Here is a 12,965-nt window from a genome sequence, read left to right as displayed (position 1 = left end):
CTGGTAGAGCAGAGCAGGCCCAGGGCTACTAAAAGCCTACTCTGTATCGCTAAAGCGGTACGGAGTCGGGTAGTTTACTTGCCACACCTTCCGCCATAGTTTTGCCACTCATCTCCTGCAAAACGGCTACGACATCCGCACCGTCCAAGAATTGTTGGGCCACAAAGATGTCAAAACCACCATGATTTACACCCATGTGCTGAATAAAGGCGGGCGCGGGGTGAGAAGTCCATTGGATCCTTAGAAGGGGACGCTCTCTGGGGAAGGGATCCTCTTCCCCTTTACAGTACCTCAGCGATCATTGCGAATTATTACGACCTTGCCGCCATGCTCCCAGCAGGGATCCGTTTCTCTGGTAGAACGGGAAACAGACAATAGGGGATCCTGCCTATCGCGTCAGCGGGACGGAGTCCTTTCCCCAGTTCACCCCATCTTTTGCATTGCACGACGGAGAGCGACCGCATGTTTACTCTGGTTAAGCCCATCACCCGCCACGTTACCCCTGCCGAGGTGGGGGATCGCCGCCTGATGAAGGTGGTGTACGTGGTGTTGGAGCCGCAATATCAGAGTGCCCTGACGGCGGCTGCGCAGCGCATCAATGCCCACAACTCCAAGCTGGCGGTGGAGCTGGCCGGCTACTTGGTGGAGGAGCTGCGGGATCCCGCGGGCTATGAGGCTTTTCGGCGGGATCTGGAAACGGCCAATGTCTTTATTGGATCCTTGATCTTCATCGAGGACATTGCCCAGAAGGTGGTGCAGGCGGTAGAACCCCTGCGGGAACGGCTGGATGCGGTGGTGGTGTTTCCCTCCATGCCGGAGGTGATGCGCCTGAACAAGATGGGATCCTTTTCTATGGCGCAGCTGGGACAGTCCAAGAGCGCCATTGCCCAGTTCATGCGCAAGCGCCAGCAGGGATCCAACTTCCAGGAGGGGATGCTGAAGCTGCTGCAGACGCTGCCCAAGGTGCTGAAGTATCTGCCCTTCGACAAGGCGCAGGATGCCCGCAACTTCATGCTCAGCTTTCAGTATTGGCTGGGGGGATCCCGCGAGAACCTGGAGAACTTTTTGCTGATGCTGGCGGATCGCTACCTGCCGGGGATGCGGGGGCAGCTCTCCTTTGCCGAGCCGGTCACCTACTTGGAGATGGGCATCTGGCACCCCTTGGCGCCGCAGATGTTTGCCAGTCTGGCGGAGTATTTGGATTGGTACAACGCCCGCGAGGATCTGCCGCAGGACGTGAAGGATCCCTTGGCTCCCTGCGTGGGGTTGGTGTTGCAGCGCACCCACCTGGTGACGGGGGATGATGCCCACTACGTGGCCATGGTGCAAGAGCTGGAGTCGCGCGGGGCGCGGGTGGTGCCGGTGTTTGCCGGGGGTCTAGATTTCTCCAAGCCAGTGAACGAGTTTTTCTGGAACGCGCAGAAGACAGCGCCCATTGTGGATGTGGTCGTGTCGCTAACCGGGTTTGCCCTGGTGGGAGGGCCGGCGCGGCAGGATCACCCCAAGGCGGTGGAAGCGCTGCAACGGCTGAATCGCCCCTACATGGTGGCGCTGCCCTTGGTGTTTCAATCGACGGAGGAATGGGCTGCCAGCGACCTGGGGCTGCACCCGGTGCAGGTGGCTCTGCAGATTGCCATTCCCGAGCTGGACGGGGCCATTGATCCCATCATCCTCTCAGGGCGGGACGCGGCCACCGGCAAAGCTCACGCAATGCAGGATCGGATCGAGCTGATCGCGGCGCGGGCCATTAAATGGGCCAATTTGCGGCGCAAGCCCAAGCTGGAGAAGAAGATCGCCATCACCGTCTTCAGCTTCCCACCGGACAAAGGCAATGTGGGGACAGCAGCCTACTTGGATGTATTTGCCTCTATTCACCGGGTGATGCAGGCCCTGGCCCACAACGGCTATGACCTCGGCCCCGAGCTGCCCAAAACCCCGCAGGAGCTGATGGAGTCCATCCTGCACGATCCCCAGGCCCAGTACGCCAGCCCGGAGCTGAATGTGGCCGCCAAACTGTCGGTGCGGGAGTACGAGGCGCTGACACCCTACGTGAAAGCCATCGAGCAATACTGGGGGCCAGCGCCGGGGCACCTGAATACCGATGGGCAAAACCTGCTCATCTACGGCAAGCACTTTGGCAATGTGTTCATCGGGGTGCAGCCCACCTTCGGCTATGAAGGGGATCCCATGCGGCTGCTTTTTTCCAGGTCAGCCAGCCCCCACCACGGCTTTGCTGCCTACTACACCTACCTGGAGAAAGTGTGGGGGGCGGATGCGGTGTTGCACTTTGGCACCCATGGATCCCTGGAGTTTATGCCGGGCAAGCAGATCGGCATGTCGGGCGAGTGCTATCCGGATAATCTAATTGGATCCCTGCCCAACCTGTACTACTACGCCGCCAACAACCCCAGTGAGGCCACTATTGCCAAGCGGCGGGGCTACGCCTGCACCATCAGCTACCTGACGCCGCCGGCAGAAAACGCCGGCCTCTACAAGGGGCTGCAAGAGCTGCGGGAGATGATCGGCTCCTACCAAACCCTGCGGGAGGGGGCGCGGGGCATCGCCATCGTCAACGCCATCTGCGACAAGGCGCGGCTGGTGAACCTGGACAAGGATGTGGAGTTGCCCCAGGGGGACGCCGCCCAGTTGAGCTTGGAAGAGCGGGACAGGGTGGTGGGCAAGCTCTACGCCCAGCTGATGGAGATCGAGTCGCGGCTGTTGCCCTGTGGTCTGCACGTCATTGGAGCGCCCCCCACAGCAGAGGAGGCGATTGCCACCCTGGTGAGCATTGCCAGCATCGACCGCCCGGAAGAAGGGATCCTGGGTCTGCCGCGCATTCTTGCCCAAAGCCTGGGCCGGGACATCGACGAGATCTACCGCAACCGGGATCGGGGACACCTGGCGGATACGGAGCTGCTGGATCGCATCAACAAGGCCTGCCAGAAGGCGGTGGCGGCGCTGGTGCAGGAGCAGACCGACGCCCAGGGCCGGGTCGCGCGGGTGGCCAAGCTCAACTTTTTCAACATGGGCCGGCAAGCCCCCTGGTTGGCAGTCCTAAAAGAAGCGGGCTACCCCCAGGTGGATCCGGATCTTTTGAAGCCCTTGTTTGAATTTCTGGAGGAGTGCCTCAAGCAAATTACGGCAGATTATGAGCTGGGATCCCTGCTGCGGGCCTTGGAAGGGGAGTACATTTTGCCGGGGCCGGGGGGGGATCCCATCCGCAACCCCAATGTGTTGCCGACAGGGCGCAACATCCACGCTTTGGATCCCCAGTCTATCCCCACGGCAGCCGCGATTAAGTCTGCGGAGATCGTGGTGGAACGGCTGCTGGCCCGCGAGATGAGCAGCAACGGCGGCAAGTACCCGGAGACCATCTCGGTGGTGCTCTGGGGCACCGACAACATCAAGACCTATGGGGAATCCCTGGCGCAGGTGCTGTGTTTGCTGGGGGTGCGACCCAAACCCGATGCCCTGGGGCGGGTGAACAAGGTGGAGCTGATCCCCTTGGAGGACCTGGGCCGTCCCCGAATCGATGTGGTGGTGAACTGCTCTGGGGTATTCCGGGATCTGTTTGTTAACCAGATGGATCTGATCGACCGGGCGGTAAAGCTGGCGGCCACGGCCAACGAGCCCCTGGAGCTGAACTTCGTGCGCAAGCACGCCCTGCAGCAGGCAGAAGAGCTGGGGCTGACCCTGGAACAGGCGGCGACGCGGGTCTTTTCCAACGCTTCCGGATCCTACTCCGCCAACATCAACCTGGCGGTGGAAAACAGCTCTTGGGAAGATGAAAGCGAGCTGCGGGAGATGTACCTATCCCGCAAGTCCTTTGCCTTTGGCTCGAATCTGCCCAACCAGCAGATGCGACAGCTTTTTGAAGCCAGCTTGAAGACGGTGGATGTGACCTTCCAGAACCTGGACTCCTCGGAGATCAGCCTGACCGATGTCAGCCACTACTTCGACGCGGATCCCACCAAGCTGGTGCAGAGCCTGCGCCCCGACGGCAAGGCCCCCTCGGCCTACATGGCAGATACCACCACGCCCAACGCCCAGATCCGCACCCTGAGCGAAACCATCCGTCTGGACGCCCGCACCAAGCTCCTCAACCCCAAGTGGTATGAGGGGATGCTCAAGCACGGCTACGAAGGGGTACGGGAGATCGCCAAGCGGCTGGTCAACACCTCCGGCTGGTCAGCTACGGCAGGCGCGGTGGACAACTGGATCTACGAGGAAACCAACGAGACTTTCATCAAGGACGAGGCGATGCGGCAGCGCTTGATGAACCTCAATCCCCACTCCTTCCGGCGCATTGTCGGATCCCTGCTGGAGGTGCATGGGCGTGGCTACTGGCAGACTTCCCAGGCCAATATCGAGCGTCTGCAGGAGCTGTACCAGGAAGTGGAAGACCGAATCGAGGGGGTGGAGTAATTAATATGGTTGTTTCAGGTTAGCGTGAGACGTCTGGGCTACTGTTCGCGCCAGCGGGACGGAGTCCTTAGACCTTACGTGAAGTCGGCAAAAGCTGCAACCATGGCCGGATCCTTGCCCAGGGCTTCTGAAGCAGCAGTGGATCCTGCCAAGTTCGTTGATTACTCTATGAATCCAGCTAATCCTGGAAATCAAGGCAAGTGGATTGCCTTTGCAGAGCTTGGCTATGATGTCAGTACACCAGAGGGAAGAAGGGTGGGATTTGCTCACATTCTGCAACAGGTTACTGCTGCTCTGCCTTGCGCCTTAGCCGGGGATCCGTTTCCAACACCCTATGGAAGCCGCTATCGAGTCAAGATTGAAATTTTGGGCCTCAATCAGAAAAAAGGCACTTTAGTGACCGTGTGGCAGGTTGATAAGGAAAGTTTAATCCCTCGTTTGGTCACCAATTGGCTAGAGGTACACAATGATGAGTAAAACCACTTCTAGAATCAAGCCATACAGTAGAGTCAAAACTGTGGCAGATGTCAAGGAGTATTTCAGCGAGACCACTATTCCTGCTGGAACTCAGGGATCCATTGTGGAATGTTACTCAGATCCCACTGAAGGCTATGCGGTTGATTTAGCGGTTCCGGATTTGAGCTTGGTAGGAGGTTTTCGATATTTTAATCTCATTCTTTTTCCCGATCAGTTTGAAGTCATAGATCCCGAAACATGAAGTATCCAATGTTGAATGGACGTTCCCTCTACCCCACCAATCCGGCCCAGCGTAGGTAGCCCTCCACCAGTTGGGATCCGGCTAGAGCGGCTACCCCTCCGCCCATAGCCAAGTAGGGGCCGAAGGGGATGGGCTTTCCCAGGCGGGCCCGCCCCTTGGTCATGGCCAGCAAGCTAGCCAGCAGGCCAAACCCGGAACCCAAAAGAAGGGCCACCACCACCCCCTGCCGGCCCAACCACATGCCGATCAGGGCCAACAGCTTGCCATCTCCCCCGCCCATAGCCTCCCGCCCCAAGACCCAACGGGCCAAGAGGCCAATGCCCTCCAGCAGCCAGAGGCCCAGCACAGCTCCCGCAATCCCTTCCACCAGTGACAGGCCTGTAGCGGCCAGGGATCCGGATCCCTGGAGCCACGGCAGAGCCAGGCGGGCCAAAAGCCCCACCACCAGGCCTGAACGGGTCAGCTCCTCCGGCAGCAAAAAGGTATCCAGATCGATGAGCGCCAGGGCCAACAGCCAGCTCAACAAGATGCAGGTGAGGATCCCTTGGGCAGAAAACCCCAAAGCGCCGATGCTGAGGGCAAACAGGCCCATTGTCAACGCCTCAACGGCAGGGTAGCGCCAGCTAATCTGCGCTCCACAATGGCGGCAGCGACCGCGCAGCAACAACCAGCCTAGGATGGGAATGTTCTCCGTCGGGCCCAGCGGCGTCTTGCAGCTTGGACAATGGGATCCGGGATAGAGCAGAGAAAGGCCCTGCGGCAGACGATAGACCACCACATTTAAGAAGCTGCCCACACAGGCCCCCAGCACCAGTACCAGCACCCAGGCCAACAGGCGCAGCTCCCAGATTCTGTTGGCGTCGGCGCTGCTCAGCCACATCATGCTCAGCCACATCATGTGAGCGTTGTGCAGTAGGGGAGAATCTCGAGCATGGCAGCCATTCCCATCGCGTCGGCAGGACGGAGTCCCTAAAGGCAGAAAAAGGAAGGATCTGCTCTGTCAGCGTAGCTCCTTGTGCCTCACCGCAGCGGCTCCAATTGCTGCAGCGGAATAAAAGTTTCCTGGGGCAGCAGGATGGGGAACTCGGAAAAGATCAGATCCCCTCGCAGGGTACGGCGGTGGATGACTACCCCCCGCGGAGGTTGCTCCAGCACTTCCGGTCGATACTGCAGATGAAATTGATAAATCTGGCGAGCCGCTTGAAGCAGAGCGCTGTCCATGAGCTGTTTTCCTTGCCAAATTCACAACTACCCTAACGACATTCCCATCGCGTCGGCGGGACGGAGTCTTTAGACCTTTTGGGATCCCCAAAGTTCTGTCTGCCATCCCTCAGACTTTTTTAGAACGGTTAAGGCTTCTGAAAAGCCGAGGATCCCCTGAGCCGAACACCTGCTGCTTCCCAAAAGACAAGTCACCCGCCCCCGCCAGCCTAAACTTAGGATATCGCCGCCGAGGACTTATGGGTCACCTCCGCCCACTCAATTCTCGATGTCTGTCCAGGAATGGAGGCCATAGAGCACTCTGGAGTTGTCGGCAGCCAGCCTAAGACAGTTTGATGTCAGGGCTGGGGGAGATCAAATCTGGGCCAATGCTGTAGGAAGAGCCGCGGTAACTGGGTTTGGGGTTGAGCTTGTCTTGAAAGCGGGTGATGATCTGGATGGTGCGCTGTACATCCGCCGGAAAGATCACCACCAGGTCTCCGGGTTCGGCTTTCTCCAGAGCGGTTTCGATAGCAGTAGCCTCATCCAAGATTTCCTGCAGACGATCCCCTGCCTTTTCCTGTTCCCAACCCTGCCGGATTAGGGCGGCCACCTCGCCTGGTTCCCGTCCTCGCCGGTCATCATCTTCTTTGACAATGGCTCGGTCGAACATGCGCGCTGCCAGGACTCCCAACTCTCGTAGGTCGCTGTTGCGCCGATCCCCAGGCCCGCCGATGACCCCAATTTTTCGTTGGCAATCCCAGCGCTCCAGGGTACTTTGAATGGCTTCGTAACCTGCTGGGTTGTGGGCATAGTCCACCAACACCTGGTAGCCCCCTACATCAAACAAGTTGAGGCGACCGGGGGTCTGGGCTACAGAACTGGTGAAGGTGCCCAGCGCCATGCGGATGTCGTCGATGGAAACCCCGTGCAGGAAGGCTGCCAAGGTGGCGGCCAGCACATTTTGGATCATGAAGCTGGCTTTGCCAGAGAGGGTGAGGGGAATGTTGCTGACATCTTCGATGCGCAGTTTCCAGCCCCGTTTCAAAATGGAGATGTGGCCCTCTTCATAGACAGCCGCCGTGCCCCCGGAAGCAATGTGCTTTTGAATGAGGGGATTTTCCGGGTTCATACTGAAGTAGGCCACCGTCGCCTTAACATTGGCGGCCATGGCTGCCACCAGGCCATCGTCGGCATTCAGGACGGCGTAGCCCCGCTCGTGTACCGCTTCCACCAAGACGGATTTGACGCGGGCCATGTCTTCCAGGGTTTCGATATCCCCTAACCCCAAGTGATCTGAGGTTACGTTGAGCACCACGCCAATATCGCATTCCGGAAACCCCAGCCCCTCTCGCAAAATGCCGCCTCGCGCCGTTTCCAGCACCGCCACTTCTACGGTGGGATCCCTGAGCACCAGGCGGGCGCTGTGGGGGCCGGTCATGTCTCCCTTGGCAATTTGATGGTTTTGGATGTAAACGCCGTCGGTGGTGGTGAAGCCGACCCGCTTGCCGATGCCTTTGAGGATGTGGGCGATCAGGCGGGTGGTGGTGGTTTTGCCGTTGGTGCCGGTGACGGCCAGGATGGGGATGCGGGTGTGGCTGCCGGGGGGAAAGAGCATGTCGATGATGGGCTCAGCCACATTGCGCGGGATCCCTTCGCTGGGGGCCAGGTGCATGCGCAAACCCGGAGAAGCGTTCACCTCGACAATGCCGCCACCGGTTTCGTTGACGGGCTGGGCAATGTCCGGGCAGATGAGGTCGATGCCCGCCACATCCAGGCCGATGATCTGAGCTGCCCGTTCGGCAATGAAGGCGTTGTAGGGATGGATGATATCGGTGCAATCGACGGCGATGCCGCCGGTGCTCAGGTTGGCGGTGGATTTGAGGGTGCAATGTTCTCCTTTGGGCAGCACCGTATCCAGGGTGTAGCCTTTGCTTTCGAGGATACGCAGGGTCATGTCATCAACGCTAATTTGGGTCAGCACGTTTTCGTGGCCAAACCCCCGCCGCGGATCCCTGTTGACTTCGTCGATCAGCTCTTGAATGGTGGAGCGGCCATCTCCCACCACATAGGCTGGGATCCGTTTGGCCACAGCCACCAGCTTGTTGTTGATCACCAGCAGGCGGTAGTCATCCCCCACCAGGTGCTTTTCCACCAACACCACATCGGAGTATTGGCTGGCGGCATCGTAGGCGATCTCGGCGGCTTCCAGGCTGGTGATGTTGACGGTGATGCCCTTGCCGTGGTTGGCGTTAAGGGGCTTGATCACCACCGGAAAGCCCCCGACATCCTCGATGGTGGCTGCCAACTCGCTGCGGCGACGCACCGTATAGCCCTTGGGCACCGGGATCCCCATGTCCTGCAGCAGCTCTTTGGTGGCCCGCTTGTCGGCGGCCAGGTCGGCGGCAATGATGCTGGTTTTTTCAGTGGTGGTGGCTTCGATGCGCTTTTGGTAGACGCCGTACCCCAGTTGCACCAGGGATCCCTTGTTGAGGCGCAGATAGGGGATCCCGCGCAGGGCGGCCTCGTCCAGCAAAGCTTGGGTGCTGGGGCCGAAGCGGACATTTTCTCGGATCTCTCGCAACTCTTGAATGTCCAGTTCTAGGTCGCGGCGGTAGTCTTCTCCGTCCACCAAAGCCTGACAGAGGTAGACTGCAGCTTTGGCCGCAAAGCGCCCGGCCTCTGCCTCTTGATACTCGAACACGACGTTGTAGGTGCCGGGGGTGGAGGTTTCGCGGGTGCGGCCAAAATCCACTTTCATGCCGGCCAGAGTCTGCAGTTCCAAGGCCACATGCTCCACCACATGGCCCATGAGGGTGCCCTCTTCCACCCGTTGCAAGAATCCCCCATAGCAGCCGCGGGAGCACTGGTGTTCCCACAGTCCCGGCAACAGGGCCTCCAACCTTTCTTTGAAACCCGGGATGGTGTTGGTGGGTCGCTCCTGCAAGTCTTCCAGATCAAGCCGCATTTGAATCAGCTTATGACGACGGATGCTCCAGTAGTTGGGGCCACTGAGAACGCGGATGGATCGGATGCGCATAGGGTCTAGGGGAAACAGCGGGGAAGGGGACAGATAACCTAGGGTCGTTTTAGGGTCGTTTTCAGGATGCCGGCGCAGGAAACTGCCAAGGACTACATCCCGCTGGCGCGACCAGCCCTAATCTACACTCCCTTTGCCAAGGTCGAGAAAGAGTATCCTTTAATACAATTCTTTCGGCAGGCGAGCAAGGTTAAGACAACGCAATGGATCCCGCTTGACCACATCGGTACAGTGGGGGGCAGACGGGTCTGCGGCACATGGAAAGAACCTATCTGCTGGGGTTGGGCTGGATCTTGGGCCTGCTGGTGCGGGCTTGGCCCCAGGCTGCCGGGTGGGGCTGGGGGATCCTGCTGGGATTGGGGCTGGCGGGATCCCTGCTGTGCCGGCGGCAACCGCGTCTGGCCCGCACTTGGCTGGCGATGGGTCTGGTGGGGTGTCTGGCTTGGAATTACCTGGGTTGGCGGCAGCCTTTTCCCGGGCCGACGGATATCAGCCTGTTGGCCCCCCAGCAGCAGATGAACTTGGTGGGCACCGTCCTCTCGGAACCTCGTCCCACCCGCAGCGAACGGCGGCAATTTTGGCTGAGAGCAGAGCAGGTGCTCAACGCCGACTCCACGGCCCGCCAGGTCAGCGGCAAGCTCTACGTCACCACCGGCCCTGAGGCCCTCCAGGACAAGGATCTCCACCCCAACCAACGGGTGCGCCTGACGGGATCCCTGTACCTTCCCAGTCCGGCCTTGAACCCGGGCAGCTTTGATTTTCAAGCCTACCTGCAGCGCCAGGGGGCTTTTGCCGGCTTCAGCGCCCGTGAGGTGATCCTGCAGCCGGGGGGAAGAGGTTGGGGGGGCTGGGTGTTGCGGCGGCGGGTGCGAGAGGCGTTCGTTGCTGGATTGGGGGAGCGGCAGGGGAATCTGTTGGCTTCCTTGGTGCTGGGATCCCGGGCCGCCCAATTGGATTTCGACTTGCAGGATGCCTTCCGGGAAATCGGCATGGCCCATGCGCTGGCCGCTTCTGGGTTCCATGTGTCGCTGTTGGTGGGGGTGGTGTTTGTCCTAACACGGCGGTTGGCGGTGCGCCTGCAGCAGGGGAGCATCCTGGCGGTGCTGGGGCTTTATACCGCCCTCACGGGGTTCAGCCCTTCGGTGTTGCGAGCGGCACTGATGGGGGCGGCGGCCATGCTGGTGCTGACGGAGCCGCGCCTGGAAGGAAAGGTGAAGCTCAATCCCCTGGGGACGCTACTGGTGGCGGCAGTTTTGCTCTTAATCTACGAGCCGCTGTGGATTACAGACCTGGGGTTTCAGCTCAGCTTTGCCGCCACCCTGGGCCTGCTGGTCGGAACAGCCCCAATTGTTTCCCGGCTGGACTTTTTGCCTCCGGCTGTGGCCACCGCCTTGGCCGTTCCGCTGGCAGCCCAGATCTGGACTTTGCCGCTGCAGGTGGCCATCTTTGGCCGCATCCCCACCTACTCGCTGCTGGCCAACCCGCTGCTGCTGATTCTGCTAGTGCCGCTGCTGGTGGCGGGGTTCGGGGTGGCCTTTGTGGCTTTACTCTCTCCAGGGCTGGGATCCCTGCTGGCCCGGCCCTTGACGTTTTTGATCACGCCTTTAATCAACTGGGTGAACTGGATGGCCAGCTGGCCTCTGAGTTCCTACTACACCGGCCGGGTCTCCCTGCTCCAGTGCCTGCTCCTCTACGGGGCGCTGGTGGCCCTAACCTTTTGGCCGCGGTGGCGACAGGCCTTCCGCTGGCAGGGCACAGCCCTGATCATGGCCGCCATCCTCCTGGGTCCAAGGATGTGGCCGGGGCCGCCGGTCCAAATTACCGCCTTGGCCAGTGGACGAATTCCCATCCTGGCCATTCAAGCGGAAGGGCGCCACCTCTTGCTCAACAGCGGGGATCCCCGTTTGGCAGAACGCACGGTGTTGCCCTTTTTGCGGCAGCAGGGCTTGCACCGTCTGGACGGGGCGGTGGCCATGACCTCCGCCGGCTCTGCCAATGGCGGCTGGGAGATCCTGCTGTCGGCTTTCTCCAAAGGAGTACGTCCCGCCAACGCGATTGGGCAATTCTGGGACGGGGGAGGGGCTAATGCGGCTTCCGAAAGTTACCTGCGCTCCCTCAGTGCTGTGCAAGCTGCCGGGATCCCCTATCGAGTGTTGCAGCCTGCCGACCGGATCCCGGTGTCGCAGCGGTTGAGCCTACAGGCCATCCACACCAACCCCCTGGTGTTGACTTTAGAAACAGAGGGATCCCATTGGCTGCTGCTGGGCTCTGCCGGCACCCATGTGCAAGTCGAGCTAACCGGATCCCCGCTGATGCCGGCCCAGATCGACTGGCTGTGGTGGGACGGGGGATCCCTGATTTTGGATCTCCTGGAGCGCTTTCAGGTGCAGGCGGGCATTAGCTCTGGCTCTGTCGGCGAGACGGTGGTCACCTGGTTCCGGCAGAAACAACGACCCCTCTACGTAGCCGATCGGTCTGGAGCGGTAAGCTGGTCGCGGCGGGGAGTGCAAACCTTGAGGTCACAATTGGATTGAGCAGCGCTGTAGTCTGGGGTACAAACTCGGTAGAATTCGAGCAAAAAAGCTTGCAGCTTCCCAAACAAAGTGGGAGAGAGGCCAGCAGGGCAAGGCGGCGGGGGATGTCTTAGACATGTTCAGAGTAGCTACAGAGGAATAGCTACAGAAGCCGATCCCGCATTCGTCCACAGAGGGTACCCCTACACCTGCAGCGGTTCCCTGGGACAAGCGGGCAGTTGCCAGCACATCTCCAGCCAGCTTTTTAGCTCCTCAGGTTGGCCCATGAGGCTCATTTCCACCAGCAGAATGGCGGCTCGGTCGGCGGCTCCTTTGGATCCCAGACGAATCAAGGCAGACAGGCTTTCTTCCCGCCAGCAGACGGATACCCCCTGCCGGATCAAGGCCCGGGCGGCAACGGGGATGCACGAGAGTGGCACTTGGATGTCCCGCCGCTCGTAATCGGGAATGGACAGCATGAACGGCAACCCAAATCTTTATTATGTCTTAATCTTCTTCCCTTTTCGCCTGTCCGTCACGGGTCTTTGCAAAGTATGAAGTGATCTTTTGTGAACTTTGTAGAGAACTCGACATCGTTGCGAATAGTGGGAGAGAAAGACAGGGATCCCTGGAGAAAACTTAAAAGATAGCGGCGATTTCTCAGCCTCATTTCCCCACAGCCGCGAGAATGGCTGCATGCGCAGGAGATGGGGAGATGCGAGCAGAAGGTTGGGAAAGGCGAGTTGGTCGCTGGTTGCCCAAGGCCACCCTTGCCGGAGCTGTATTGATCCTAGTGGCGATGGGCAGGCCGCTGCGACTGGTGGGCAACGGAGAAAATATGGTGGTGTTCACCTGGGGAGGGGGGGTGAGCCCGATGGCTTTGCAGCCAGGTCTGCATTGGGTGCCGCCTTTTGTCTCTCGCACGGTGATTTTTGATGTAAAAACCCAAGCTCTGACCTGGAAAGACAACGACCCGACCGCCTACGCACCGCGGCTGGTGGCCCTTTCTCAGGATGGGCAGCAGATTGCGGCTGAGGCGACGCTGCAGTTTCGCATTGTGGACGCCCCC

At 59.9% G+C, this 12,965-nt stretch carries 8 protein-coding genes and 1 pseudogene; 5 read left to right on the top strand and 4 right to left on the bottom strand.

Annotation, left to right across the window (positions count from 1 at the left end; genetic code table 11):
* Nucleotides 1–76: 76 nt before the first annotated feature.
* From NW815_RS00160 to NW815_RS00150, 3 genes and pseudogenes are all read left to right on the top strand, one after another.
* Nucleotides 77–244: pseudogene (locus NW815_RS00160) on the top strand (tyrosine-type recombinase/integrase); the annotation flags it as partial.
* Nucleotides 245–462: 218 nt separating this feature from the next.
* The gene (locus NW815_RS00155) at nucleotides 463–4,425 is read left to right on the top strand and encodes a magnesium chelatase subunit H (RefSeq protein ID WP_414388489.1); all 3,963 of its coding nucleotides are present in this window, start codon (nucleotides 463–465) and stop codon (nucleotides 4,423–4,425) included.
* Between the two features lie 102 nt (nucleotides 4,426–4,527).
* Nucleotides 4,528–4,902, top strand: a complete 375-nt coding sequence (locus tag NW815_RS00150; RefSeq protein WP_414330567.1) for a DUF6883 domain-containing protein — start codon at nucleotides 4,528–4,530, stop codon at nucleotides 4,900–4,902.
* 269 nt (nucleotides 4,903–5,171) lie between these two features.
* On the opposite strand, the gene NW815_RS00145 is transcribed toward NW815_RS00150, so the two are convergent.
* From NW815_RS00145 to cphA, 3 genes are all read right to left on the bottom strand, one after another.
* Entirely contained in the window at nucleotides 5,172–6,041 is an 870-nt protein-coding gene (locus NW815_RS00145) for a prepilin peptidase (RefSeq protein ID WP_414415605.1), read from the bottom strand.
* A 122-nt stretch (nucleotides 6,042–6,163) separates the two neighbouring features.
* Nucleotides 6,164–6,364: a hypothetical protein gene (locus NW815_RS00140; RefSeq protein WP_011432545.1), complete on the bottom strand. Its 201-nt coding sequence runs from the start codon at nucleotides 6,362–6,364 to the stop codon at nucleotides 6,164–6,166.
* Nucleotides 6,365–6,686: 322 nt separating this feature from the next.
* A complete protein-coding gene (gene cphA / locus NW815_RS00135; protein ID WP_414388496.1) occupies nucleotides 6,687–9,383 on the bottom strand; it encodes a cyanophycin synthetase in 2,697 nt (898 codons plus the stop codon).
* 257 nt (nucleotides 9,384–9,640) lie between these two features.
* On the opposite strand from cphA, the gene NW815_RS00130 reads away from it, so the two are divergent.
* Complete coding sequence (locus NW815_RS00130) at nucleotides 9,641–11,917, top strand: ComEC/Rec2 family competence protein (protein ID WP_414388498.1); 2,277 nt, start codon at nucleotides 9,641–9,643, stop codon at nucleotides 11,915–11,917.
* A 182-nt stretch (nucleotides 11,918–12,099) separates the two neighbouring features.
* Here NW815_RS00130 and NW815_RS00125 read toward each other — a convergent pair whose 3' ends face one another.
* Complete coding sequence (locus NW815_RS00125) at nucleotides 12,100–12,375, bottom strand: hypothetical protein (protein ID WP_238376900.1); 276 nt, start codon at nucleotides 12,373–12,375, stop codon at nucleotides 12,100–12,102.
* 236 nt (nucleotides 12,376–12,611) lie between these two features.
* On the opposite strand from NW815_RS00125, the gene NW815_RS00120 reads away from it, so the two are divergent.
* On the top strand, nucleotides 12,612–12,965 hold a 354-nt coding region (locus NW815_RS00120), incomplete at its 3' end, for an SPFH domain-containing protein (RefSeq protein WP_414415604.1).

It is taken from the genome of Synechococcus sp. R6-7 (assembly GCF_047461695.1).
Classification (GTDB): Bacteria; Cyanobacteriota; Cyanobacteriia; order Thermostichales; family Thermostichaceae; genus Thermostichus.
This window is presented reverse-complemented; position numbering and strand designations above follow the sequence as displayed.